23 protein-coding genes and 2 pseudogenes are annotated in these 25,429 nt (G+C 36.5%); 6 read left to right on the forward strand and 19 right to left on the reverse strand.

Annotated elements, in window-relative coordinates:
- Positions 1–407 precede the first annotated feature (407 nt).
- The 4 genes from EHLA_RS14765 to EHLA_RS14780 all read right to left on the reverse strand — a co-directional run bounded on the left by EHLA_RS14765 (position 408) and on the right by EHLA_RS14780 (position 4,227).
- Positions 408–1,319, reverse strand: coding sequence for an AEC family transporter (locus EHLA_RS14765; protein WP_242970740.1), 912 nt, complete (start codon positions 1,317–1,319; stop codon positions 408–410).
- A 40-nt stretch (positions 1,320–1,359) separates the two neighbouring features.
- On the reverse strand, positions 1,360–2,154 hold the full coding sequence (locus EHLA_RS14770; RefSeq protein ID WP_096241337.1) for an ABC transporter ATP-binding protein: 795 nt from the start codon (positions 2,152–2,154) through the stop codon (positions 1,360–1,362).
- Between the two features lies 1 nt (position 2,155).
- Positions 2,156–3,094 (reverse strand): ABC transporter permease, encoded by a 939-nt coding sequence (locus EHLA_RS14775; protein WP_096241338.1) that lies wholly within the window; start codon positions 3,092–3,094, stop codon positions 2,156–2,158.
- Positions 3,095–3,204: 110 nt separating this feature from the next.
- Positions 3,205–4,227: an ABC transporter substrate-binding protein gene (locus EHLA_RS14780; protein ID WP_096241339.1), complete on the reverse strand. Its 1,023-nt coding sequence runs from the start codon at positions 4,225–4,227 to the stop codon at positions 3,205–3,207.
- A gap of 473 nt (positions 4,228–4,700) precedes the next feature.
- On the opposite strand from EHLA_RS14780, the gene EHLA_RS14785 reads away from it, so the two are divergent.
- A complete protein-coding gene (locus EHLA_RS14785; RefSeq protein WP_096241340.1) occupies positions 4,701–5,090 on the forward strand; it encodes a hypothetical protein in 390 nt (129 codons plus the stop codon).
- A 585-nt stretch (positions 5,091–5,675) separates the two neighbouring features.
- Here EHLA_RS14785 and galE read toward each other — a convergent pair.
- The 3 genes from galE to EHLA_RS14800 form a co-directional block, all read right to left on the reverse strand.
- Positions 5,676–6,689, reverse strand: coding sequence for a UDP-glucose 4-epimerase GalE (gene galE, locus EHLA_RS14790; RefSeq protein WP_096241341.1), 1,014 nt, complete (start codon positions 6,687–6,689; stop codon positions 5,676–5,678).
- 253 nt (positions 6,690–6,942) lie between these two features.
- A complete protein-coding gene (locus EHLA_RS14795; RefSeq protein WP_096241342.1) occupies positions 6,943–8,049 on the reverse strand; it encodes a peptidylprolyl isomerase in 1,107 nt (368 codons plus the stop codon).
- Between the two features lie 590 nt (positions 8,050–8,639).
- Positions 8,640–9,239, reverse strand: a complete 600-nt coding sequence (locus EHLA_RS14800) for an NUDIX hydrolase (RefSeq protein ID WP_096241343.1) — start codon at positions 9,237–9,239, stop codon at positions 8,640–8,642.
- A 308-nt stretch (positions 9,240–9,547) separates the two neighbouring features.
- On the opposite strand from EHLA_RS14800, the gene EHLA_RS14805 reads away from it, so the two are divergent.
- A complete protein-coding gene (locus tag EHLA_RS14805; RefSeq protein WP_157908611.1) occupies positions 9,548–9,949 on the forward strand; it encodes a DUF3783 domain-containing protein in 402 nt (133 codons plus the stop codon).
- A gap of 137 nt (positions 9,950–10,086) precedes the next feature.
- Here EHLA_RS14805 and EHLA_RS14810 read toward each other — a convergent pair.
- The 4 genes and pseudogenes from EHLA_RS14810 to EHLA_RS14825 all read right to left on the reverse strand — a co-directional run.
- A pseudogene (locus tag EHLA_RS14810) lies at positions 10,087–10,395 on the reverse strand (PD-(D/E)XK nuclease domain-containing protein); the annotation flags it as partial.
- 194 nt (positions 10,396–10,589) lie between these two features.
- The gene (locus EHLA_RS14815) at positions 10,590–10,967 is read right to left on the reverse strand and encodes a VOC family protein (RefSeq protein ID WP_096241345.1); all 378 of its coding nucleotides are present in this window, start codon (positions 10,965–10,967) and stop codon (positions 10,590–10,592) included.
- Between the two features lie 179 nt (positions 10,968–11,146).
- Complete coding sequence (locus EHLA_RS16515) at positions 11,147–11,803, reverse strand: hypothetical protein (RefSeq protein WP_197702354.1); 657 nt, start codon at positions 11,801–11,803, stop codon at positions 11,147–11,149.
- A 4-nt stretch (positions 11,804–11,807) separates the two neighbouring features.
- Positions 11,808–13,037 carry an AAA family ATPase gene (locus tag EHLA_RS14825; RefSeq protein WP_096241346.1) on the reverse strand — a complete coding sequence of 410 codons (1,230 nt, stop codon included), beginning with the start codon at positions 13,035–13,037 and terminating at the stop codon, positions 11,808–11,810.
- A gap of 965 nt (positions 13,038–14,002) precedes the next feature.
- Between EHLA_RS14825 and EHLA_RS14835 the strand changes: the two genes are divergently transcribed.
- Both EHLA_RS14835 and EHLA_RS14840 read left to right on the forward strand, forming a co-directional pair.
- Positions 14,003–15,088, forward strand: coding sequence for a hypothetical protein (locus tag EHLA_RS14835; protein WP_242970741.1), 1,086 nt, complete (start codon positions 14,003–14,005; stop codon positions 15,086–15,088).
- Between the two features lie 135 nt (positions 15,089–15,223).
- Positions 15,224–16,021 carry a PD-(D/E)XK nuclease family transposase gene (locus EHLA_RS14840; RefSeq protein ID WP_096241347.1) on the forward strand — a complete coding sequence of 266 codons (798 nt, stop codon included), beginning with the start codon at positions 15,224–15,226 and terminating at the stop codon, positions 16,019–16,021.
- Positions 16,022–16,137: 116 nt separating this feature from the next.
- On the opposite strand, the gene EHLA_RS14845 is transcribed toward EHLA_RS14840, so the two are convergent.
- Positions 16,138–17,181 carry an AAA family ATPase gene (locus tag EHLA_RS14845; RefSeq protein WP_154581167.1) on the reverse strand — a complete coding sequence of 348 codons (1,044 nt, stop codon included), beginning with the start codon at positions 17,179–17,181 and terminating at the stop codon, positions 16,138–16,140.
- Positions 17,182–17,676: 495 nt separating this feature from the next.
- Here EHLA_RS14845 and EHLA_RS14850 point away from each other — a divergent pair, with 495 nt between their 5' ends.
- Together EHLA_RS14850 and EHLA_RS14855 are read left to right on the forward strand one after the other, a co-directional pair.
- Positions 17,677–18,312, forward strand: a complete 636-nt coding sequence (locus tag EHLA_RS14850; RefSeq protein WP_096241349.1) for a DUF6088 family protein — start codon at positions 17,677–17,679, stop codon at positions 18,310–18,312.
- The gene (locus EHLA_RS14855) at positions 18,296–19,204 is read left to right on the forward strand and encodes a nucleotidyl transferase AbiEii/AbiGii toxin family protein (protein WP_096241350.1); all 909 of its coding nucleotides are present in this window, start codon (positions 18,296–18,298) and stop codon (positions 19,202–19,204) included. Before EHLA_RS14850 ends, EHLA_RS14855 begins: the two co-directional genes overlap by 17 nt.
- Positions 19,205–19,329: 125 nt before the next feature.
- Here EHLA_RS14855 and EHLA_RS14860 read toward each other — a convergent pair whose 3' ends face one another.
- The 7 genes and pseudogenes from EHLA_RS14860 to EHLA_RS14890 all read right to left on the reverse strand — a co-directional run bounded on the left by EHLA_RS14860 (position 19,330) and on the right by EHLA_RS14890 (position 25,424).
- Positions 19,330–20,160 (reverse strand): hypothetical protein, encoded by an 831-nt coding sequence (locus EHLA_RS14860; RefSeq protein WP_096241351.1) that lies wholly within the window; start codon positions 20,158–20,160, stop codon positions 19,330–19,332.
- Between the two features lie 74 nt (positions 20,161–20,234).
- A complete protein-coding gene (locus EHLA_RS14865) occupies positions 20,235–20,555 on the reverse strand; it encodes a hypothetical protein (protein ID WP_096241352.1) in 321 nt (106 codons plus the stop codon).
- A gap of 125 nt (positions 20,556–20,680) precedes the next feature.
- Positions 20,681–21,604: a YodL domain-containing protein gene (locus EHLA_RS14870; RefSeq protein ID WP_096241353.1), complete on the reverse strand. Its 924-nt coding sequence runs from the start codon at positions 21,602–21,604 to the stop codon at positions 20,681–20,683.
- Complete coding sequence (locus tag EHLA_RS14875; RefSeq protein WP_096241354.1) at positions 21,601–21,852, reverse strand: transposon-transfer assisting family protein; 252 nt, start codon at positions 21,850–21,852, stop codon at positions 21,601–21,603. The genes EHLA_RS14870 and EHLA_RS14875 overlap by 4 nt, the downstream gene beginning before the upstream one ends.
- Positions 21,849–23,645 (reverse strand): annotated as a pseudogene (locus EHLA_RS14880) (LPD16 domain-containing protein); the annotation flags it as partial. The gene EHLA_RS14875 and the pseudogene EHLA_RS14880, both read right to left, overlap by 4 nt.
- A gap of 333 nt (positions 23,646–23,978) precedes the next feature.
- The gene (locus tag EHLA_RS14885; RefSeq protein ID WP_096241355.1) at positions 23,979–24,701 is read right to left on the reverse strand and encodes a hypothetical protein; all 723 of its coding nucleotides are present in this window, start codon (positions 24,699–24,701) and stop codon (positions 23,979–23,981) included.
- Positions 24,702–24,803: 102 nt separating this feature from the next.
- Positions 24,804–25,424 carry a VanZ family protein gene (locus EHLA_RS14890; protein WP_096241356.1) on the reverse strand — a complete coding sequence of 207 codons (621 nt, stop codon included), beginning with the start codon at positions 25,422–25,424 and terminating at the stop codon, positions 24,804–24,806.
- Between the last annotated feature and the right edge of the window lie 5 nt (positions 25,425–25,429).

Genomic DNA, 25,429 nt, shown 5'->3' on the forward strand with positions numbered 1-25,429 from the left:
CAATCTATCCGAGAAATTAAATCTCAAGTGACTGACATTCAAATTGCTATATATACTTGAAATTTAGTTACATCAGATACACCAGATGTGGAATGATTTATTGCAGGATTACAGAGATGCACAATAGAATTTTATGCTGAATTGTAAGAAGACTGAGTACAATTCAGCATAAAGATACTCACTTCTGGACAATCCCCATTCTTATCAATTGTAGGTTTCAGATAGTCAGAAAAAAGAATGGTTATAAGTATTGCATTTTGTGACTTTGTGCTATGGAATTCTGACCATAGGAACTTGGGACTCGTTTTTTCCAAGTTCCTGTTTTTCTGAGCAGAATGGAATGCTTAGCACAACGGAACAAAATCAAACTTATAACCATTCTTTTTTCGTCTACACCAAATCTACAATCAAACTTTCATTAATATCAGGCTCCATATTGGAGTTGTGATCAATGAAGCTGCTGTGGAAAATACAACGAGTTTTACGGAAAATTCTTCTTCACAGTCATATTTAGAAGCAAGGATCGTTGTAGTCGCTCCAGCCGGCATTGCTGCAAGAAGTACACTGACACCCTTAACAAGACTGTCTATATGAAACATCAAGCATGGAATAAATACACAGAACGGAATAATGATTAAACGAATCACACTATAAAAAAGCACATCTTTATCCACCAGAGTTCTTGGATCCGCATCGGCAAGTATCATTCCAATTACAAGCATGGACATTGCCGTATTACAGTTACTTATCGAAGTAATCGTTTCCTGTAAGAAATGTGGCGGCCGCCATCCGGTCAACATTAAAACTACTCCGATCTCGCAGGCAATGATACATGGATGACTAAATATCTTTTTTAACATTTCCTTTTTCGTCGGTGCTTCCGTAAATACAGAAACACCTTCTGACCACATCATGATTCTTTGCGGAATCAGATAGATAGAAGCCAGTGTAAGACCCATCATTCCATATACACCCTGTGCGATTGGGTTGCCAAGAAAACCTGCATTCGAGCAAATGGTTGCATAACGCAGACATTTCTTTCTTTTTACAGAACATTTATTATATAATACACTGCCTAAGATAACACAAAACACTTGAATTAATATAGAAATGATCAGAATTACCATAAAGTCCTGCGCAATTTTCGATGAAAACTTTATCATAAAAGAAAAGATAATATTACATGGCAAAATAAGGTCAATAACAAGATTCGTCATGCTTTTCTGTCCTTCCTTGCCAATCACTTTGGCCTTTTTCAAAATCAACCCAATAATAATCAGGGCAAACATCATCAACTGTAAATTTACTAATTCTTTCACTCTTGTGTATCTCCGTTTCTCTGTTTAGAAAAAATACTTTCTACGCTAATAGCGCTTTATCACTGCTAAATTCTTCTCCGGCAACTACTTCAAATTTACGAAGTAAATCTTCTACGGTAAGTTTTTTCTTTTCCTCGCCAGCAATATTTAAAACAATTTTTCCTTCATGCATCATAATCAGGCGGTTACCATGTGCGATCGCATCCTTCATGTTATGGGTAACCATCATCGCTGTCAGATTATTTTCTTTAATAATACGGTCAGAAATCTCTAATACCTTCTGCGCTGTCTTGGGGTCAAGGGCAGCTGTATGCTCATCAAGAAGTAATAGCTTCGGCTTTTGTAATGTCGCCATCAACAGTGTTAACGCCTGTCTCTGTCCGCCTGAGAGAAGTCCTACCTTTGCTTCCATACGATCTTCTAATCCCAGATCAAGCATCTTTAAAAGTTCTCTGTACTTCTCTTTTTCTGCCTTAGTAATACCCCAGCAAAGTCCACGACCCTTTCCACGACGCGCCGCAAGTGCAAGATTCTCCTGAATCTCCATTGTTGCCGCTGTACCTGTCATCGGATCCTGAAAGACACGCCCAAGATACTTTGCTCTCTTAAATTCTGGAATACCTGTAACGTTAATCCCATCAATTGTAATACTTCCGTTATCTACTGGCCACACACCGGCAATCGCATTCAATGTTGTGGACTTTCCTGCACCATTTCCACCAATAATTGTAACAAAATCACCATCATCAAGATGAAGATTAACTCCATTTAACGCCTTCTTTTCATGAATTGTTCCCGGATTAAATGTCTTTTTAATATTTACAAGGTCTAACATACTATTCGGCTCCTTTCTTTGCGGCTTTAGCAAAAGAATTCCTTGATTTTGCTCGAAGATACGGCACAGCAAGGAAAATAGCTACGATAATCGCAGTAAATAACTTCAGATCATTTGTCGGCATCTTAAGCCAAAGTACAATACCAACAACAATGTAATAGATGATTCCACCGATTACTACAAAAATAAGTCTTCCCATAAAGTTCAGGTGCTTAGCCAATAATGCTTCTCCAAGAACTTCTCCGATTATTACAGCCGCAAGACCAATAACGATGGCGCCACGACCCATGTTGATATCCGCAAATCCCTGGTATTGTGCAATAAGCCCACCTGCAAGAGCAACCAGTCCATTAGAAAGAGCAAGGGCAAGAATCTTCATAAAATCTACATTAATTCCCTGTGCCTTTGCCATATTCGGATTACATCCTGTCGCACGAAGTGCACAACCCTGCTCTGTTCCAAAATACCAATATAAAATACAGATAATAACAAATGCAAATATTACGCTGACAAGAATGGATTTCTGTACCTCCCGTAAAGAAACAAGAAGATTATACTTATCTACACTCAATGCCTGATTTGCCATACCCATAATATTTAAGTTAATAGAATACAGGGCAATCTGACTTAAAATGCCTGCCAAAATATCTGGAATTCCAAGTACCGTATGTAAAAATCCTGTTACAAAACCAGCCACAAGCCCTGCTGCAAAAGCTATAAGAAGTGCAGTTGGCACTGACCAGCCGTTAATGACGAGCATAACCGTAACCGCTCCACCAGTAGCAAAAGAGCCATCCACTGTCAGATCTGCAAAATTCAGTACACGAAATGTCAAATACACTCCTAAAGCCATAATTCCCCAAATAACACCCTGCGCGATATTTCCCGGCAAAGCACCGATCAGTGTCGGTACACTCAAAGAAGCAAAATACGCTGTCATATTCCTAATTCCTCCTAACTTCTAACAGCAACTTAGGGTGTCGCAAAATATCACGACACCCTTCTGTTACTATTGATTAAAATACTTTATAAAGTAAAATACATTAGACCCTACTGTGCAATTGCTGTATATCCATCTGGAACCTTGATTCCCAGCTCGTTACAGATGTCTTTGTTGTATTCCTTTGTTACCTTTGGTGCAGATTGTACTTCCATAGTAGAAACATCCGTACCCTTTGTAAGAATCTCTGCAGCCATCTTACCTGTTTCATATCCAAGATCATAGTAGCTGATAGATAAAGTAGCTACACCACAACCAGAACAAATTCCCTCTTCACCTGCAATAATAGGTTTCTTTGCTGGCACCGCAATATTTTTAATAATCTCTGTACAAGATGCCGCTGTATTATCTGTAGGAACATAAAGAACATCACTTCCAGAACATGCAGAAGTTGTTACAGAAGCAACATCATTAGAATCTGCAAAACTGTACTCTGTACATTTATATCCGTATTTATTAAGGGACTCTTCAATCTTTTTAGCCTGATATACTGAGTTAGGCTCCGCAGAACAGTAGAGAATACCAACATTCTTCGCATCCGGGAACATCTCATGAAGTAAATCCGCCTGCTGATCTAATGGTGCAAGATCAGAAGTACCAGAAATATTTCTTCCTGTTGTTCCAGACCAGTCACTAAGATCCAACGCTGTCGCATAATCTGTTACAGCAGTTCCGAGAATCGGAATCGTATCTGTAGCTGCTGCCGCTGCCTGAAGAGAAGCTGTCGCATTCGCAAGAATCAAATCATCTCCATCAGATACAAACTGATTCGTAATAGTTGTACACATTGCAGAATCACCCGCTGCATTCTGCTCATCAAATTTAACTTTATCCTTACCAAGTTCATCAATCAAGGATTCCTTAAATCCCTTTGTTGCAGCATCAAGCGCTTTATGCTGCACTAACTGGCAAATACCAATCTTATATACCTTATCTCCAGAAGCCTGAGACTGTGTAGCCTGTGCCTCACTTCCCGCTTCACTTCCACTATTGCTGCTTCCGCAGCCACATAATCCGAGTGCCATAACACCTGCAAGCATAACTGCAAGTATCTTATTCATATGTTTTCTCATCTTTCATTCCTCCCGAAAATTTAAATTAAAACTGTGTATTCAAGCCCGATCTGCCAAATCTTCTGTCTTATACTGTATCTTATACTACTTATACAAACCACATCCAGAAATACCTCAATATTCTTATTACAAGATGCGCATCATACAACACATGACCTAACATAACAAGGCACTTTCTCATTCACAGTTCTGCACTTTTAACATTAAAAGTGTTAAATTTATTATCTATTCTATTCCTTTTCCTTCCAAAATGCAAGTAAAAAATGAATTTTTTTTATTTTTTCTTGCATTTTAAGTGACCTGCAAGCAAACTTATGTTATGATAGTTTTTGGGATTATTACTATAAATTTTTCAGTTATTTTACATGTATTCTCGGAATCTTTTTGTGCTTGATTTTGTGAGAAAGACTCCGAGAGTACGTTTACATCGAATGGAGGTTATTTTTTTGGATAATGTACATTGGAGGAACATTATGACAGAAAAACTAGAGAAACTGAAGCAGGGTTACACAAACTTAAGCGAATGGTTAGAACACATCATGGCCGCGATCGTTCTCATCGCCATCGTAATCGCTATTGCTTCCTTATGGGAACCATTTAAAGAATTCCTACATACCCGTACGGAATCCGGTTCCTTCCTTGAATACATGGCAAGCGTATTCGATATCGTTATCGGCATCGAATTTTTCAAACTCTTATGCAAACCACGAAAAGATACAATGTTAGAAGTTCTCATGTTCGTAATCGCACGACATATGATCATCGAACATACTACTGCAGTCGAGAACCTTCTCTCCATCATTGCCATCTCTATTCTGATCATCGTAGACCGCTACTTTCTAAAATCAAAAATATTGAATTAAATACTAATTTGATGGACTAAAGAGACGAAAAGCAGAAATTTCATATATAATACAATGTGAAGATAGTCGCGGCGTAGAAAATGCCTGTTCGGCATTTTTACTGGCTCCGACATCACATTGTATTATATATGAAATTTCTGCTTTTCTGCTGTTTGGATCCAGAAGGAAATTAGTATTTAAATCTTGGATGGGAGAGAGGGGATTGTCCAAAAGTCTGTGGTTTTTATTTGGAATGAAAATCTCCAGAAGAGGGGTATCTTCTTAACAATTCAGCATAGAATTTTGTTTTAGCGGCTGTCTAGTTTTGATAACAAATAACAAATTGGTAATTTATGTTGGAAATATAACAATTTGAGTGTCAATCCTTTAGAATTTAATTTTCCGGAAGACCATAGCCTTCGGGCACATTCCATGTTGTTAAACCATAGATTTAGATAGTCAGAAAAAAGAAATAATACCATATCCCAGATGCGGCTTCGGAGCGTGTTTAAGATGCGAACGAGCATTTTAAACACAGCGACTACAGAGCAGATGGGATATGGTATTATTTCTTTTTTCGTCTACACGAAATCTACAAATTCGTATTTATTTATAGCCTTGAGGATTATTCTTCTGCCAGTTCCATGTATCACGACACATATCCTCTAATGTTCTCTTTGTCTTCCATCCAAGAACCTTCTCTGCCTTCTCTGAATTCGCCCAGAATTCCGGAAGGTCACCTGCTCTTCTCTCACCGATTTCATACTTAATCTTAATATCGTTAGCAGATTCAAACGCATGGATAATCTCCAATACACTATAAGGTGTACCTGTTCCTAAGTTAAATACTTCTACACCTTTATGATCTGCAGCATATTCTACTGCCTTTAAATGACCATTCGCCAAATCCATTACATGAATATAATCACGACGGCATGTTCCATCTTTTGTAGGATAATCTCCTCCATAAACAGTAAGATGATCTCTTCTTCCTACTGCTACCTGTGCGATATATGGCATCAGGTTGTTAGGAATACCCTGTGGATCTTCACCCATTCTTCCAGACTCATGTGCTCCGATTGGATTAAAGTAACGAAGCAGAACAACTGTCAGATCTTCATCTGCTTTTGCCGCATCTTCGAGAATCTCTTCCATCATAACCTTTGTCCAGCCATATGGATTAGAACAGCTTCCTCTCTTCATCGTCTCAATATAAGGAATATCATTCTCCTCACCATAAACTGTAGCAGAAGAAGAGAATACAAACTTCTTCACTCCAGCTTCTCTCATACACTCTAATAATGTAAGAGTGGTATCGATATTATTTCTATAATATTCAATTGGTTTCTGAACAGACTCACCAACTGCCTTAAGACCTGCAAAATGAATGACACAATCAATCTTATTCTCTTTAAAAATCGTAGTCATAGCTGCTTTATCTTTAACATCTGCCTCATAAGAAACTACCTTTTTGCCGGAAACTTCCTCTACACGATTCACTGCTTCCGCACAGCTATTACAATAATCATCTACAATAACTACATCATGGCCTGCTGCCAATAATTCCACTGCCGTATGGGAACCAATATAGCCAGCTCCCCCTGCTAATAAAATATTCATCCCAAAAACTCCTCTTAAAAACTTTGTAAATAAACGGTTTCTAGTAAAAGTTTACCGCAATTTTTAGTAAAAATCAAGATGTATATAATTTTAAGCTAAAAAAATCTCAAGAAAATAAATTCTCACTCTTTTCCTTCAGGATAAAACTTTAATTTTTATATTAAACCAAATTAAATCAAAAACAAAAAAACCAGAAACTTTATAATAAAATTTCTGGTTTTTCTCTCTTTTATCCCATTTATCCCATCAATTACTACTTAGCAGCTGTTGTCTCTTCTGCCTTTTCTGTAGATGTGGAATCCGCACTCTTTAAAGATAACTGTGCCCAAAGTTTCTGGTCTACATCCTTGTTGTAATCCCACTTCTTCTCAAGCTTCTTCGTCCAGTTGTCATACTTTTTCTGGAAAGCTTCAGACTGTTTCTGCTCTTTTAAAGACTTTTTATTACTTTCAGTCTCTTCTTTATCTGTATAAGCGACAAGCTTAGCGATAACATAACCATTATTACATTCTAAAACTTTATCTGCGATGTCGCCGTCTTTCATGCCTTTCATGACACCTTCAAATGCTTCACCTTCTTCAGATTCGCCTGTTGCATAAGACTCATCTGTATTAGAATAATTCTGCTCTTTGGCAACTTTTTTAATCGTCTTCTTACCACTCTGAATCTCTTTAAGCGCTGCTTCTGCCTTAGCCTTTACAGCTTTCTTTTCCTTCGCACTCATCTGTGTTGTCTTGCCCTCTTTATCTGTCTTCGTTGTGGCAAATACAACTCTGTAGATTGTAGACTTTCTCGCCTCATCTTCTGTTACAGTAACTTTTTCTTTACTTTCAATCTTTTCCTGAACTTTCGATGCTAATGTACTGTCTCTGTAAATCTTCTCAACATCCTCACGAGTAGCTCCACATTCCTTCATCGCCTTCTTACCAGCCTTATCCTGATAATAGGAAAGAGCAGAATCACTACACTGCTGCTTCTCCTCATGTGTTAACTTGCAGTCGTATTTATCCGCTTTCTTATTAAGAATGATATTCTGTTTCATCTGGGAAATAACCTGTTTCTTTACATACTCTTCAAATGTCTGGTCCTTCCCGTCATCATCCTGACCCATAGACATACTCCAGAAGTCACTTCCGTAATAGCTGCTGTAAGTCTTCTCATACTGTGCTCCAAGCATCTTAGCATACAGCCACGCTTCCTTCAATGTTACATCTGTACCGTCATAACTGAATAAAACTTTATTTCCATCCTGTGTTTTTGTTCCCTTTCCGCTGCTTGATGTAGAACAGCCTGTCATAAGACCCATAGCCATGATCACTACAAGAACAAGGGAAAGAACCTTTGTTAACTTCGCCTTCATTATTAACCTCCTATAATCTTAATGTACTCTCGAAATCTTTTTCATTAAAACTCCGAGAGCACATTTTACACTACATTTTTTTATTATAGTACAAATCGAAGAATACAACAAGTGAATTCTGGATTGTAGATTTCGTGTAGACGAAAAAAGAAATACTGCCCTATCCCATCTGCTCTGTAGTCGCTGTATTTAAGATGCTCGTCCGCATCTTAAACACGCTCCGAAGCCGCATCTGGGATAGGGCAGTATTTCTTTTTTCTGACTATCTAAATCTATAATTGGTGAGAATAAGGGGATTGCCCAGAAGGCTATGATTTTTAATCAAATAACTGTTCCGACATAAGAAAATATTCTCCTCTGGAGATTTTTATTCTAGTGAAAACCATAGACTTCTGAACAATCCCCTCTTCCTCAAATCCAAATACTAATTTCCTTCTGGAACCAAAAAACAGAAAAGCAAAAATTTGATATAAAAGAAAATGTGATGTCGGAGCTAGTAAAAATGCCGGTCAGGCATTTTCTACGAAGCGACTATCTTCACATTTTCTTTTATATCAAATTTCTGCTTTTCGTCTCTTTAGTCCAGTAAATTAGTAGTTGTTTAAATGTTCTTTGATATAAGGTTCTACTACTTTTTCGAATTCTTCGTCTCTTAACCACCACTGATCATGTGTTGTTTCTTCGATTAATTTTCCTTCGGTTGTGTATACCGTTACCTTTTTATCTAAATCACCTACAAATGCAACAAGTTCTTCGAATTTAACTTTCACAACATTATCTGCTCCGGCAAAGTCTTTTTCTGCATGGTCTGTTACGTAGAGATAACTTTGTACAAATGCATTATCAAAGTATGTACCTTTTTTAATCTGCTGATGGATATGTCCGATATATGTAAGCTGTTCTTTCTGGAGAGAAACTCCTAACTGTTCTTTGATCTGATGAACCATTGCTTCTTCGTGTGTTTCTTCTGGGTCAATGTGACCGGATGTAAGGATGTCGTATGCTCCTTTGTATACAATGTCATTATCGGCTCTTTTTTGTAAGTAAAACCAGAGCTGATCCTCCTTTTTTTCTGCTAACCAGAAGTGTACTACCTGATGTAAAAGTCCTTTTGTATGTACCTCTTCGTATGGCGCTACACCAATTACGTTATATAAACTGTCATAAATCTTATAATTTTTTTCTTCCATAATTTAATATCCTCCTTGCATATATGCAATCGTTCTAGTGTGCCGCAAGTCGGTACGCTAGGTGTTTTCCCTACATTATTGTATCTCATTTCTGGAAAAATACCAGAGTTTTTTTACATAAAATTAGAGATATTGCTTTATCACGTTGTTTCCTATTTAAGACAAAAATTATCTGTTTGATTTTCGGAGATTATCGCATATAATAACAGTTGATATGTTCTGTGCATTTGAACGTGATGAACAGAATGATTAGACTTGAATGAAAATGCATGATGAATGAAAGCACATAATAAATGAAAGGATTTTTTATGAAAGAGACTATCTTACTTTATAATTTTGATTCCGCTGCTATCCGCAATAAAATCAAGTTTTTATGTATTCAATCCGGTATTCATATCCGCGTTGTGGAAAAGCAGCAGTATGATGTTCCGATTGGAATACTTGCCTGTGGAAAAAAGGAAGAGATGGCATCTTTTCTTCGTTCAGAGGAATCCGAAAGCAATGCTTCTTTTGATGATCCAATGCTTGTATTTGCCGGTTTTACTGGGACAAAACTTAATCAGTTTTTAAATGCCATGTATAAGCAGAAGATTCCAAGGGTCAATCTAAAGGCAATGCTTACAGAGCACAATGTGAATTGGGATTCTGTCACATTACATGATGAACTTGCTAAAGAGCATGAGGCAATGAACGGGAATTCGCAGAAGTAAAAATATAAAAATATGCAGCGTCAAAACTTGCCGCTGCATTCATCTGCATTTCATCACATTTATGAAATTAAATCTGCAAATAAGTTCTTTAACCGTATCGTCAACACTTTTTACCTGCGAGTCGGAGTCATTGATAATCAGTCCTTCTCGTATTTTTCAATTAAACACTGATGCTCTTTGGTACCTTTATCATAGTTGATTCCCACAAGCAAGATGTCACCAGTGTAGTTCAGTATCGACTCCGGATACCGCTTATCCTTTATCTGCTGCAAAGCTGTTGTTACATCTTTGTTCCATTTCAATTCGACAACCAACACAGGATAAAACGAGCTATATTCGGGTTTTGGTATGAAAACAAAATCTGCAAAACCATTTCCAGCAGGCATTTCACGAATTGGCTTAAAATAATACTGCATTGCACTCAAATAGGCAATCGAGAGAACACTCTATTTGTATATTTAATGATTCCAGTTTTATCTACATAGATTTCAGAATTCAAAGCAACTTGGAACGCAGAATTGTCCGGATTAACAAACATTCCCATGCGTATCACGCTCCTTTCTTGGACAGCATGTTACACCATGCCTATTATACTTTGATTTTACCATCTAGCAGCCCAAACAGCAATCATAACAGTTGATTATTCATGGATTTCTAATGGAAGATTATCTGGATCATGGAAAAATGTCATTTTCTTTCCAGTGTAATCATCTAAGCGTACCGGTTCTGTTGCTATTCCTTTTGCATTAAGCTCTTTAACCGTATCGTCAACACTTTTTACCTCAAATGCCAGATGGCGTAATCCCAATGCTTCCGGATAATTTACACGAGCTGGAGCATTTTTTATGATAAAAAGTTCTATTTCCTGCGACCCACACGCCAGATCAATCTTGTAATCATCGCGTTCTTTTCGATAATTTTCTCTGATCACCTTAAATCCAAGCAGATCCACATAAAAATGTTTTGATTTTTCATAATCGCTTCCAATGATTGCAATATGATGAATGGTATCGAACATAACTCTCACCTCCGTTTTTCATAATGGTATACTTCCTCTCATATTTTGAGAAGATTGTATCAGAAAATTAATTGCAGTAACAGGTACGGATGATTACCTGCTTACCCGTATATGAATAAAAAGATGCAGTTTCTACATAAATGAAATTATATTCTACAAGAGAACAGTCTACTTTCAAGTTATAATAAAAAATCTTCCAAATCTGGATAATCTGTAATGTGTTTTCTTACATAATTCCTCTTAAATGCTGCAAAAATACTCCTCCTACTTAAAGAACTCCTTAAGCTTTTAATATATCGTTGTGATTCTGGATTTTTTCTATGGTTTTCTAATGTTTTATATAAAACATTCATAGATTCTGCTAATCGGTCTACTCTATATTGACAAGCAGCCTGCCGAATCCCTGTATTCCGTTTTTCAAAAGATGCCTGTATAAGTTCTGCTGTCATGACTGCACATTCTTCGTCAACTAAACTATGTACACTTACCTTCCCCTCTTCATAGCTTTGTTCCAATTTTTTCTCTGGGTCCTCAGCACAGCAATCTATAATTTTATCATCATATCTTGCTTCTTTTTTCAAATTATTGCAATGTGGGCACGCATAAAACAAATTATTCCAATCAAAAACTCTTTCTCGTATTTTTCTACCATGATGTGGTCTTAAATGTTCTACTTCTGGATCAGAAAGTCCGCCTAACTCACAAATGTAGCATTTATCATTGGAATCTTCTTTTAATTGCTGTATAACATCTGGCTCATTATAACTTCCATGTGCTTTTTGTTTTTCAATAGCTAATGATATCGGAGGAATCGGATTTCTGTGTATCTTTATCATATTCCTACCCCCTGTTTTCAAATTCTAACTTCATCTTGCTATATTCTGCTGTCAATTCTTGTGCAAGATAATCTGGAATTTCATCTAAATAATACTCCAAATGATCTATCTCTTCATATTCTTCATCCGACAACTCATCTTTTGAAACTAACGCCTTGTATCTTTCAAACTTTTCTCTCAATTCCTTTGATAACACATCCACTCTAAAATAGCCTTCCACAATACCTTCATACGGTAAATTTTTCAAACCATTTCTCACAAGAGTCCTATTCTCAAGATCATAAATCACTGCGTCATCTAAAGAACTTAAAATAAACGGCGAATGGGTAGTAATTATAAACTGTATATTTGGAAAAAGTTCCGTTAAAACAGGAAGAATTTTTTTCTGCAATTCAAGATGCAAATGTGTCTCGATTTCATCTATTAACACAATACCTTCCATATCAAACTCTGCCCGTAATCCCGATTGTGCTTCCATTCTCATAATTAAATCATTAATAATATCAAGCACTGCTGCATAACCACTTGACATCGTATTAAAATCAAAAGATTCCCTATCTGACTCATGAATAGAAAACTGAAATGTTTCATCATTAAATTTCAATTCAAGATGCTCATCTTCAAAAATGGTTTTTAAAATATTTTCAAACCTCTTAAACCACCTATCGATTTTTTCTGCTTTTTTAACATCTTTTGTAAAAGCTTGTGTTGCTTTTAAATCTACAAGATATTTTGTGAGCTTGGCACCCGGATTTTCTACAATATTATACTTGTTCTGTAACTCTACTTTTTCAATATTCTCATACGTTTCTACTTGAAACTCTCTTTGCGCTCTATAATATGCAAAAATAAAATTCCCTCGCTCATATTTTTCTTTTAATTGAATATTTGAATTACTGTTCAGAACTATTTCTGAAGTTAAGTTTTTTAATTCTTCTCCTTCAGAATTTAAACTTTTTTTATAAAATTCTTGCCTATTCTGTTCTGAATCCTTCAAGTGATTCAATGCGAAATAATATTTCTGTAATCGTCTTATTTTTTCTAATGCTATACTATCTTCCCCCAAAAAACTTTGGATATACCTTACCATAGCCTCTAATACACTTGTTTTCCCGCTCCCATTCTTACCCGTTAATATTAGGTGTTTTCTTTTTTGGGTCCCCAAAGGAATCCGTATATTCTCTAAATGACGAACCTTTTCTATTTTAATATCTGTAAAAAAAGTTTGTTCCACAATTTTACCCCCTATACTATATATAATCTATTTTACTCTAGCCTTTATAAATATATTTTATTTTTATTTAAAATTTATTCTACCATCTTTTAATTTGAAAGTATACGGTATAATGAATTCATAAATGTTTATGAATAATTTATATCCTATATGGAAAAATTAGATTTTTCCTGAACCTTCTTTAATCAAATATAGATATGCATAACACAGCGATATTCTCACATGTAATCTCCATTCCTATTAGATAAGAATATTTTTATCACGGAAATAGATTTTTTAATCTCTTTAATAAATAATTGTAGAACATTATTTTATAATTTTCATATATATAATCTGCTTGTTTTGCTTTCAGACACCAAATGTCATGAAACCCCTTCTTTTTCAATATTTATCCATTTCATCTATCTTTTGTTTTTTATTATACATACTCATCTAATACCAGTCAATGAATTTCATTTGCTCCTATAGGCGCTTTTGTACCTTCTGTATAAAGCATTCTTAACTGTATACCCAATGATGTGTTCGCTTTCAAATATGAAAAAGATGTAATACCGTTACAGTATAGCAATATTTCTATGGCGGTATTTCTTTATATGGAAGGGCAGAACTTGTCTAATCTTATATGTCCGGCATCGTTCCGCATTTAGACTTAACTCCGCAGCATTATAAATTCCTTTCGTGTAGGGCAGATAGGAATGAATAGATGCTCTAGAAAGCCCTGTGTGTTTCATAATCTCCGGAATCGTTTTCCCTAACTAATGCAGAGCATTGATTTCTGTGCATGTATCTGATGTGAATACATCTGCAGTAATGAGTAGCTTGCGGAGCTTAAGTAAACTGATATTTAATTCTACGGCCAGTGATCTTAAGGAATCTGTTTCTTGTTTTATTTGTTCTCTTTCGTTTTTTATCATTTATTCATCTCAAATTTTTGATTTTACAAAAGCAATAACATCATCATTCTTTTGCATCAAGTTGATCTGCTCTCTCCTGCTGAAAGAAAAATCACGGAAAAAGAATACTGGGCACAGCGTCGTGGACAGGAAAAACTTGATAAGCTCAACCAGAAAATGCTTGAAGATGGTATCACACCAAAAGAGACTCGCTATCAAACAGAGAAACAGTTTCTCCGGGATGCTATTGATGATGCTGCAAGCACCGCCAAGTCACCAGAAGAGTTTGCACAAATCCTCGATAAAAAATATCATATCATCTTCAAGATCAGCAGAAACCGGTATAGCTATCTTCATCCAGGCAGAAAAAAATATATCACTGGACGAAATCTCGGAACACGATATGAAGAGGATTTTCTATTACAGACATTTAAGGAAAATGCAAAATCACTCTCTGATAGGAAAATGAAAATTGAAGAACCGCAAATTACAGCTACTACAAAAGATTTACAGACAGCACTTTCTCCTGATGCTTCCGATATTCCTGTACCGTTCATTTTCATAAAATCAGATCTCCGACTTGTGATAGATTTACAGACCTGTATCAAAGCACAGCAGAGTGAAGCTTATGCTCAAAAAGTCAAACTCTCCAATCTGAAACAGATGGCTCAGACGGTTGCCTATATTCATGAACATGGATATAACTCTCTTGAAGATTTCCATACGGCACTTGACCAGGTATCCAATCAGACCAGTGCCGCCAGAAAATCTTTAAAGTATACAGAACAACAGCTTAAAGATGTGAATGAACAAATACATTTTACCGGACAGTACCTTGCATACAAAAACATATATGCAGACTACCGTAAGAGCCGCAATAAGGATAAATTCTACGAAGAACACCGGGCAGAGCTTTCCCTTTATGATACAGCTCTCCGAACGCTGAAAGAAAAATCTGCCGGAAGTAAGCTGCCTTCCATGAAAGCCCTCTATGCTGAAAAAGACCGGCTTATTGAATTGCGAGATACACAACGGGAAGATTTTTCTAACCACCGGGATTATGAACGGGAGCTTCGTACCGTGTCTTCCAATATTAATATGATCCTTGGGAAGAATCACGAGCAGGAACAACAGATTGAAAATGAAAAAGATTTATAGGCTGTTATTTTTCATCGGCATTTGTCGTTTCAAAATTCGGGTATTGAGGATTACTATTTGCCATGTTAAAATAATGATATAGAAATTCATGTTTACTATATTCCATTCTAAAGGAAAGCAGGTGGTGTTTTTACAATGAATAATACAGAAGAAACACTGAATTTTGAACAAAAGCATAAAGAAGATCTACAACGCCTTAGAGGGTTCCGTCTTTTAGATGATGATTTTATGAGTAAAGTTTTTGAAGATAAGGCATGTGCGGAATTTCTGCTTCAAATTATTTTGCAAAGGCATGACCTTAAAGTACAATCTGCACAGGGACAATACGATATAAAAAATTTACAAGGACGTTCTATTCGCTTGGATATATTAGCTGTCGATACCAATAACCGCTCTTATAATATAGAAATTCAAAGAAGTGATCGTGGTGCCGGTGCAAAACGTGCAAGATATAATAGCAGTCTTATAGATGCCAATATAACTGAAGCTGGCGATAAATATGATGCCCTCACTGAAACCTATGTAATTTTTATTACTGAAAATGATGTATTAAAAGCCGGGCTTCCAATTTATCATATTGACCGCATCATCCAAGAAACCGGTGAACCATTTGGCGATGAAGCTCATATTATTTATGTAAATTCCCAAATCAAAGATGAAACAGAACTTGGAAAACTAATGTACGATTTTTCCTGTACCGATCCAAAAGATATGTATTATAAAATACTTGCTGACCGGGTACGTTATTTTAAAGAAGATGAGGAAGGAGTTTTGACTATGTGCAGAGAAATGGAAAATATGCGAAAAGCTGAACGCATTGAAATTGCTAAGCGTATGCTGGCTTCCGGTAAACTCACTTACGAAGATATTGCCGCTTTTACAGACCTGACCTTAGAAGAAATCAAGGCTCTGGCTGTACAGAAAACTGCATAACAAAAAATGACTCCCTACAACACATGACCTATTTGGTATATGGGGATATGTTGTAGGGAGTTTCTTAGTAAGCGGCACACAACAAACCGCATAAAAATCCCATGGAAAGCATTCCTTTAAACAAAAATCCTTCCTCTGTAATTGCCTTCTTCTGCATACTGCATTGTTTTAATATCAAATAATTCGTCGGCATCTAATGACTGAACGATAAATGGAGAATGTGTGGAAACAATAAACTGGCTATTAGGAAATGTTCTTTTTAAATCTGCAACGATTTCTTTCTGCCACTTTGGATGCAGATGCAGATCTAGCTCATCAATCAAAATCACAGCTTCCTCTTCCAATGGATTCAACGAATCCGGATTTGCCATTGATAATCTCTTTGCAATATCTGCAATAACCGATAAAACTGCTTTATATCCTCCGCTTAACTGATCAATCTGGAGATCTACCCCTTCTGAATTTGTCATCACCATTCTTGACGGTGCTAACTCAATCCTTAAATTGGAATATCCCTTTATCATTCCTTCCAAAGCAGTTCTTACACAATTTAATTTGGGGTTCTTATAATTTGAATTTTCACGAATCCCTCGAAGTTCAATATCCTCTTCTGTCTTGAACCAATCATAAAAATCTCTAAAATAATTGACATTATCAAAACAGTTTCTTAAAGCATCTGTTACTTGAAAGTTTTTTATATGTCCCCTCTGTGATACTTCTCGTATAATTCTGTCTGTTCCATAGTAAAGAATCAATGGCAGTTTTCTCTCTTCCACACATTGCGAATACTTAGATTTCAATTCTTTTAAAGATTTTGCTTTTTCCGCCTTTACGTCCCCTGCATTTTCAAATGGTTGTTGTGACGAAAGTCTGCGTCTGTTTGTCCAGATATATTTTTCGCCATCCAATGTTATCCCTAAAGTAACTGCTGCTCCATTAGCTCCATTCCTTATATCCTTATTTGCCAGATCACACTCTTTCATTGCTTCTGCATTAACTGTTCTTAATACCGGTACAAATCCTTTTGTGATTGCCTCTAGTATAGTGGTTTTTCCGCTACCATTGTCTCCTATCAACGCAACAAAATTTTTATTTTCAAATGTGATTCTTTGTTTTTGAATCCCCCTGAAATTTGTTAATTCTATAAAATTGACTTTCACTGAGTCTCCTTCTTCATCTAAATATACATTGATTATATCTTACCCTTTACCTGCAAGGGTGACTATTCTTTATCTGAGGTTTTCATTTAAAAAGACCCTGTGTTCAAACAGAGCCTTTTGACATTTTCTTTCAAGAGCTTTCTCTCTAGCCAGCTTGCGGTAAATGTAAAACCCTTATTAAGCTACTAAGATACTGCTTTCTGGCACAACATCTTACTTTAACGCTTAACAGACACTCTTGTTGCCTGTCGTTACCTCAACACTACTATATCTAATGTAAATATGTCAACTTAATTTTTGCAAATTTTTTCTATTATTGCTGCACTTCTTCATCTATATATGCTTTGGGATGCCTGCTACTCACTACCTAACAGCTTATCATACCTTTATAAAAATTATTTTTTCATCTGCCCAGAATCTTGATATTTCCTTTGAAAACGGATATAATAACAGAAAAGAAATATATAAACACTATTTTGTTAATGGAGGTGCAATATGGCTAACTTATATCAGTACCTTACAGAAAACTATAAAGAAAATGAGCCTTTTTTTCTTTCTGATATACAGATTGAAGGAATGACGGGCAATAATATCCGTCAGCAGCTAAAAAAATTGACAGATGCTGAAAAGGTAAAACGTTTTGACAAAGGTATCTATTATCTTCCCAAGAGAAGTATTTTCAAATCTGGTTCAAAACCTACATTGGAAAAAGTTCTGGAATATAAATATCTGCGTGACAACGACAGACGGTGCGGTTACATCAGCGGATTATTATTTTTCAACCAAATGGGACTTACTACACAGGTTCCTATGCAATATGAAATCGTATCAAACAAGGCAACCAATGAATACCGGGAAACTTCTCTGGCAAAGTCCCGTATCATTATCAGAAAACCTAAAGTCCCTGTAACAGAAAAAAATTACATGGCTTTACAGTTTCTCGATATGTTAAAAGACGTGGATGTTTATTCAGAAATGTCTGGAACCGATTTGCAAAAACGTCTTTATCAGTATATGCGTGATGCTGGTTTGGAAATTTCTGATCTGGAATCTTATTTTTCATATTATCCTGATAAACTTTACAAAAATCTAATAGAAACGAGGGTGATCTATAATGGCATACTTGCATAACAATAAAGACCAGTTCCAGGATGCAATCGAACTGGCTTATGAACAGACCGGCATAATGGCACAGGCGATAGAAAAGGATTATTACGTCACCATGCTTCTTCGCCTTCTATCTGAAAAAATGCCTTACATCGTTTTCAAGGGTGGTACCTCTTTAAGCAAATGCCATAAAGTTATAAAGCGTTTCTCGGAAGATATAGATATTACAATAGATACCCAGATTTCACAGGGAAAGAAGAAAAAAATAAAACAGGCAATCGTTTCTTCCGCAGATGAACTAGGTATGAATATTGAAAATCTTGATGAAACAAGAAGCCGTCGGGATTACAACCGCTACATTATCAGTTATGACTCCGTACTTCCTTTAGCCAGTGATGCTTTAAGTCCTGCTGTATTATTAGAAACATCCTATACTGCGATTTCTTTTCCAACAGTAATATTACCTGTTCACAGCTATATTGGTGATATGATGGATAAAGAAGCTCCTGATTCTATCGAAGAATTTATGTTGCTGCCATTCTCCATGAAAGTACAGGGTATCGACAGAACACTGGCTGATAAAGTTTTTGCCATTTGCGATTATTATTTACAAGGCAAAGTTCAGAAACATTCCAGACACATATATGATATTTACAAACTTCTTCCGCTTGTTCCTCAAGATGAAACTTTCAAAAATCTTGTACATGAAGTAAGAAATATCAGGGCACAATCTCCAATCTGTCCATCTGCTCTTCCAGATGTAAATGTTCCGCAACTACTTGAACAGATTATTGAAGAAAAAGCCTACAAGAACGATTATGATAATTTGACTACCCAGCTTTTAGAGGAAAAGCTCTCTTATGATATTGTAATCAATTCCTTAAAAGATATTTCCAAGAGCGGAATCTTTAAATAGTGCATTGTCAGAAAACATAAAATAAACCTCTTTATTTGAAGGGGTTATATTTTATGTTTTTGCATTGTCACGAAAAGTTCTATAAAGTTGGTAATCTTTTGGTACTGTTGGTATTTCTTGCTTTTTTAATAACTTAACATTTCAGAAGTAATTTTTTCTTTTCCAACATAGTATTCAGAAGGAACCGTATAGTCATCTGCAAGTCTTAGAGCAGGATTGTCATGATCATACATATAACTGATATTTGAAGTTTGATATTGATACAATCTCTGAAGTACACATCGTAATAAATAACGCTGTTTCAATGTATCTGAATAATTATCGTGATCATCAAACATAACTACTTCTATTGGCAATTTATATTCATAACAATAATACTGGCTATTCTTTATGTACTTCCAACCGACAGATTCACAATCTAAACACTCTACCATCTGACCTAAAAACTCAGGGAGCATAGATAAATCTCTTGCATAGTGATTTCTATATAATAAATCTTTTAGGGCAAAACCATTAAAGCCAAAATCTTCTCTACCCTTTAAATACCCAAGTCTTATTTTCATATAACTTGGATTTCCATGCCAACACTTGTCCCAATCAACTGTTTTTCCTTTATAAATAACATTAATATGTTGTTTATCTCTTGAAAAGTCGATTCCATTTTCATGCATAAAAGAACTAAACGGATTCACAGATAAAAGTAAATCTGCAAGATTACATCCTTTCGTCTCATCTTCCGTACCGTGTAATCTTCTTGTAAGATGAAATAACAGTATTTCTTCCGGATATTTAGTACAATTATTTGCTATAAACTCATCTAACTTATTAATATAATCATTGTCACCAGACATACTGCCCATCAATAATAATTGTTCTCGTAATTCTAGTTGATGCATTTGAAAAATATTACATACCGATTTTTCCATACTTTCTCTTGAATGTGTATCAATGTACATTTAATTTCCCTCCAAAATCATTTTTTACTAATCATGCATGGCAACATATAAAAGGTCATAAAATTTATAAAAAATTATTTTCTTCTTTGCATTTCCATACTGGCAGTAGAGCGTTTTTTCCTCTCCACTTGCATTGAATTATTTTTTCTATCAATAAAAGCATCTGCAATTTCAATAAGTACAAGCACCATCACTGGGGTTCTCCCTCCAAAGGCTAAATCTCCTATAAGAATAAACTCTTTCCTGGTGAACGCCAATATAAGTGATAACACCAAAAAAGTTATTTTCATAAAGAAAGCCATGTTCTGTGCATCTTTACTCTTTGATATTGAAAATTTATAGTAAACAAGACCCATAAACATAGCCGTCAATAATATGAATAGATTTCGTAGCATAATATATTTTCTCCTCCGTAAAATTAAACTAATTGCCGCCTCTATCATATATTATAAGCACTGATTTCTTTTTTTCAACAAAAATGGCCCTGCCACATAAATAGCAAGACCACTTCCGTTGAAAATTACTTTTTCTTCCTTTCCATCTCTTCTTCCACTGCTCTTTGTTGCTGTGGTTGTCCTTTTCCCTGACTGGCTATCTTCTGCTGATGCTTGCGAAGTCGTTTCAACACTGATCTCCGGGGAGCATTTTTATCTTTTTTCTTTGGAGTATTGTTCATCAGTCCATCAATCATATTGTAGTTGGCTTCTTCTGCCATCTCTGCACTGCGAAGATATTCTCCGTTGTCCATGACCTTCTGCCAGTTTGCCAGCTCTGGTTTCTTTTTCTGCTGTTCTGGTGGCTGTTGTGTTTGATTCGGTTGCATTTGTGATTGCACCTGCTGTTGTCTTTGTTGTTCCTGTTCTTTTGCTGCCTGTTGCTGCATAAAGTTCTGAATGTTCCGTCTTGCTTCTTCGTCAAAGCCATTGTAACAGTCATTCATAACTACTGCTCCATCTTCACTGAGAATCACATAGGCGGCTCTTGTCCCATACTCTTCATGTTCCATCAGAAACCATTTCTTCTCGTTCATCAAAATATAATCCTGGGCAAGCCATGTACCTTTCTTTCCTTCGATTTCATATCCGGTTGTATCAATGGAAAGTCTGGTATCCGAGGAACTTTTGATTGTGAGAAATTCTGGAACAATGATGAATCTGTCTTTATTAATATAGTAGGCTGTGGTTTTTCCCTCATCCGTAATTACCAGAACATCGCTGCATCCGATGGAATGACCTTTGAAGTTCTTCGGTCGCTGTTTCTGCAGGCGTATTTTTATATCCGCCGGAGTTTCCCCCGGCTGGATTCTTCCAATGTACACCTGCTGATAGTTCTCAATGCTGACGCTCTTTCCTTCGCTTCTCAGCTTTTCATAAGAACGGAAACGAACATCACGATACTCTGGTGTTTCTTTTACCTGATATACTGCACACTGACTTGTACTCATTCCTCGTCCTCCTCTTCCAGTTCCGCTTTATAATCTTCCAGATCCATAAGAAAAATCTCATAGCCTTCGTCACTCATGCAGAACAGCTTTCTTATGGTATTGCAGACCAGTCCGATCATATCCGCATCCCCTTTCAGAAATGGAATGATATGGTCGATAGCTTCCATCGTATCATTTCTGTTTCCTTTATCAAACATTGCGGTCACTAAACATTCGTCTGTATCAAAGTTCATTGCCAGATCTATCATAATTCTACATCCCCCTTCTTATGTGCTTTGGTTTTTTCTGCTTCTTTATTTTTCTGTTCCTGTGCTTTTGCCCTTGCCTGAAACTCTTTCAACGACTGCAGCACAGATTTTTTCAGTTCTCCTTTTTCGCCCTTTACAGGCTCTTTCTTTTGCGTCTGGTTCGGTTCTACTGATACGGATTCTTTCTTGACTGGTGCTTCTGAAACTTCCTGTTTCACTTCCACAGTCTGTTCTGCTTCCTGCACTTTTCCATGTTTCTCATTCAGATATTTTTCCATATCGTTGATTGCTTTCTGTACCAATGGACTTTCCTTATAATGAGGAATCATATCTATCAGTTCTCTGTCTACTCTGTCCCAACACATCAGTTCGTACTCTCCAGAATAATCCTTATCCCCGTCCTGCAGGTCAAAACCAATCCCTTTGCCTCCATGTAGTCGATCTGCCGGAATACTTTCATAAATCTTAATCGCTTCTTCCAGAGTAAGATTATTATGGTACTCCCCCATGACTGGGAACTCCATACACTCTGCTACATAAAAAGTAATCGTAGCTTCTGGCTGTTCCTGTTCTGGTTGTCTGGTAAAGATAGAAAGGGTTTCTGCATTTTCCAGGCGGGAAAGTAATGACCGGGCAGTTATCACATCACTGTCTATATCAGATTCTTCCGATACTTCAACCAGCCAGTCCTTTAAATACCCTGTTTTCTGATTCAAAATGTCCTCTGTGATTTTCTCCACCTGTTCTTCCCTGTTCTCAACGGTATCTTTATATTCGTAAGTGTCATATTCATAGCTGAAATTATCTAAATCAGCCGCCAGCTTTTTGATCTCCTGCTGATCAAGGTAAGCATCTGATTCCTTCATATATTCTGCCAAAGTGATTCTTTCTTCTGCGATAGGATTGATGTCCACCTTAATACCTGCCATTGCTATACCATGAGCATTTAATTCATTGAAGAAACTGTCCTCCCGGATATTGCCACGATAAGAAAGCACTACATCAAGGTCAGAATCATTTCTGTAAAGTTCCTCCCTGCTTCTGGAACCATGCACCCTTGCAGCAAGCAGCTCTACTTCATTTTCCAGTCCCATTTCTTCCAGAATACCCTGTGCGTGATACAAGACACCCCGTTTCACTTCTGCCCTGCTAAGACCATTTAATGCAACCTCATCTCTTCCAATCTCAGAAGTCGCACGAAGTTCACCTGCCTGCAGTAAGTCTTTGGAATGTTGGATGGTCATTGCCTCAAATTCTTTATAGTCCACTTTGATACATTCCATATCATCCATTCTTTCACTTTTCAGGATTTCATAAGTAGCTTTCTGAACAGATACTTTGGGATCGTCATAATCATTGGAATGGATTTCGTGCAGGTCAGAATCATAAAAAATATAAAAATAGCCTTCTTCCGTTGCCTGTACGGTCAGATACCCTTTGCTCTTGGTAAACTGCATTGCAATTCCCTCACAGGTATCCACTGCTCTTTCCCGGTCATAGTCCTCAAAAATACTTGGAGGACAATTCTTTAATAACTGTGCCAGCCGCATCTGCCGTTCGCCTGCTTCTTCCACTTCTGCCATCAAATCCTCATAATCAACGGGAACTGCATTTTCCAGGGACATATCTTCATCTTCCAAAATATCTTCCATTGCCTGCCGCATAGAAATATCAGGATTGTCATAAGCACCACCGTCAATCTCATCATAATCCAAAGCATAAAAGGTATAATCATAGCCTTCCTCTGTTCTCTGGATTGCAAAATACTTATCGTCAATCTTATATGCAAGTTCATCCGGCTCTATTTCCGGCATAAGTTCTTCCACAGAAATCCCTTTCTCCTGCAGATATTCTGAAATAGCTTACCTATTGCAATAAAGCAAGATCTAAAATATCAAAAAGCTCAGAAAAAATGTAATAAAGCCAATGAAAAAATACGGAATCTTAATCTAACTCCTCAACAATGGGACACTGTTGATGCCGCTATCACTGCTGAAAACATTTCATCTATAGAATATATACGGATTGCCTACAAACAAGGAATCATTGATGCATTTTCTATTTTACGAGAAACTCTTTTATATATCCATGTTAATCTAATCACTTGCAAGCAATGAAGCAGAGATTTATCTCTGCTTTCCCATTTTCTTCTCTATTGCTTCCGGAACTCTGATCAAGCCAAATCGCCATAGTATCGGATAAATGTATGAAACTCCTCTAATATCTCCAAGTGCTTTCGGTTTCTTCACTTCTTCTGAAACCCTCTTACTATTTTCAAATGCCAGCACCACACTACTCCAGGCAAGGCTCTTACTTTTCTCTCTCCGGTCTATCAGCAACTCTCTGTTATACTCTCCGTTTTTACCGACCTTCAATTTATATCGGAATGGTAATCCAGTTGCCGTTTTAAATGGATAATCCTGAAAAGCAATAACAGCCTGCCACAGATTTTCCACTGATGGTATTTCCTTTAGAATCCGAACCTGTTCCTGTCGAATCTTATATGTCCGGCATCGCTCCGCATTTAGACTTATCTCTGCTGCATTATAAAGTCCCTTCGTATAGGGCAAATAGGAATGAACCGAAGCTCTGGAAAGACCTGTGAATTTCATAATCTCCGGAATCTTTTTTCCTGACTGATGCAGATCATTGATTTCTGTACATATATCTGATGTGAATACATCTGCAGTAATAAGTAGCTTACGGAGTTTAAGCAGACTAATATTTAACTCATCTGCCAGTGATCTTAAGGAATCTGCTTCTTCATGGGCATCTCTTAACTCTTGAAGCAAATTGTTAAATTGAAGTTCTGGATTATATTCTGGTTTCTTTCTTGGTCTTCCTGCCATTTTATAACTCCTATTTTCATGTGAATCCAATCGTCTTGCACTTAAAACAGAGGATTCCCTGCTATCCCCTAATGCTCCGATAACTGTCCTCTGTTTCTTATTTTATTTCTTTCGCTTTCTGAAATATCCCAAATAATAGATGACACCACCTACTGCTCCACCAAGTGTATTATATGTCAGATCCGATATTTGAAATGTTCCAAGATGGAATAATAACTGAGTAAATTCTATCATAAAAGAAAATACTGCTACAACTTTTGTGGCTTCCCAAACGGTCTTTCCAAATCTAATATTCTCAGATTCATCAAGTAATTCTTTTTGAAATGCCCACAATAGTAAAATAGAAAATGGAACAAATAACATAAAATTCTCTATAGATTCTGTTGTAAACTGTCCATCTTCATATAATCCCCATCCTCCAAAAATCTTTCCAAGCGGATCAAACCATATCTCACGATTTAAAACTGTTCGGAGTAATATCATTGCTGTATAAAAAGCTAATAAGAATGTCCGGCGAAAATTTGAAGAACTTTTAAATGCTCTCCACCATGTTGCAAACATATTTCGGATAAAATTATTCTTTTTCCACCCATGCTCCTTACCATATAAATATAAGAACATTGTTAAAAAGGCAAGGAGAACGGCAGCCCAAAAGGGCTGATAAAGTGCTGATAATACATTATATGCTATTTTATTAAATATTTCGATTATCTTACTTCCCATTGTTC

This window comes from Anaerobutyricum hallii, from assembly GCF_900209925.1.
Lineage (GTDB): Bacteria > Bacillota > Clostridia > Lachnospirales > Lachnospiraceae > Anaerobutyricum > Anaerobutyricum soehngenii.

What these genes read in the sequence shown, in the direction of transcription:
- EHLA_RS14860 (WP_096241351.1), bottom strand. Translation starts at nt 20,160, where the DNA reads ATGTACATTGATACACATTCAAGAGAAAGTATGGAAAAATCGGTATGT.
- EHLA_RS14870 (WP_096241353.1), bottom strand. Translation starts at nt 21,604, where the DNA reads ATGAGTACAAGTCAGTGTGCAGTATATCAGGTAAAAGAAACACCAGAG.
- EHLA_RS14855 (WP_096241350.1), top strand. Translation starts at nt 18,296, where the DNA reads ATGGCATACTTGCATAACAATAAAGACCAGTTCCAGGATGCAATCGAA.
- EHLA_RS14805 (WP_157908611.1), top strand. Translation starts at nt 9,548, where the DNA reads ATGAAAGAGACTATCTTACTTTATAATTTTGATTCCGCTGCTATCCGC.
- EHLA_RS14850 (WP_096241349.1), top strand. Translation starts at nt 17,677, where the DNA reads ATGGCTAACTTATATCAGTACCTTACAGAAAACTATAAAGAAAATGAG.
- EHLA_RS16515 (WP_197702354.1), bottom strand. Translation starts at nt 11,803, where the DNA reads ATGATAAAGATACACAGAAATCCGATTCCTCCGATATCATTAGCTATT.
- EHLA_RS14785 (WP_096241340.1), top strand. Translation starts at nt 4,701, where the DNA reads ATGACAGAAAAACTAGAGAAACTGAAGCAGGGTTACACAAACTTAAGC.
- EHLA_RS14815 (WP_096241345.1), bottom strand. Translation starts at nt 10,967, where the DNA reads ATGTTCGATACCATTCATCATATTGCAATCATTGGAAGCGATTATGAA.
- EHLA_RS14795 (WP_096241342.1), bottom strand. Translation starts at nt 8,049, where the DNA reads ATGAAGGCGAAGTTAACAAAGGTTCTTTCCCTTGTTCTTGTAGTGATC.
- EHLA_RS14865 (WP_096241352.1), bottom strand. Translation starts at nt 20,555, where the DNA reads ATGCTACGAAATCTATTCATATTATTGACGGCTATGTTTATGGGTCTT.
- EHLA_RS14780 (WP_096241339.1), bottom strand. Translation starts at nt 4,227, where the DNA reads ATGAGAAAACATATGAATAAGATACTTGCAGTTATGCTTGCAGGTGTT.
- EHLA_RS14800 (WP_096241343.1), bottom strand. Translation starts at nt 9,239, where the DNA reads ATGGAAGAAAAAAATTATAAGATTTATGACAGTTTATATAACGTAATT.
- EHLA_RS14775 (WP_096241338.1), bottom strand. Translation starts at nt 3,094, where the DNA reads ATGACAGCGTATTTTGCTTCTTTGAGTGTACCGACACTGATCGGTGCT.
- EHLA_RS14890 (WP_096241356.1), bottom strand. Translation starts at nt 25,424, where the DNA reads ATGGGAAGTAAGATAATCGAAATATTTAATAAAATAGCATATAATGTA.
- EHLA_RS14840 (WP_096241347.1), top strand. Translation starts at nt 15,224, where the DNA reads ATGAATAATACAGAAGAAACACTGAATTTTGAACAAAAGCATAAAGAA.
- EHLA_RS14875 (WP_096241354.1), bottom strand. Translation starts at nt 21,852, where the DNA reads ATGATAGATCTGGCAATGAACTTTGATACAGACGAATGTTTAGTGACC.
- EHLA_RS14770 (WP_096241337.1), bottom strand. Translation starts at nt 2,154, where the DNA reads ATGTTAGACCTTGTAAATATTAAAAAGACATTTAATCCGGGAACAATT.
- galE (WP_096241341.1), bottom strand. Translation starts at nt 6,689, where the DNA reads ATGAATATTTTATTAGCAGGGGGAGCTGGCTATATTGGTTCCCATACG.
- EHLA_RS14885 (WP_096241355.1), bottom strand. Translation starts at nt 24,701, where the DNA reads ATGGCAGGAAGACCAAGAAAGAAACCAGAATATAATCCAGAACTTCAA.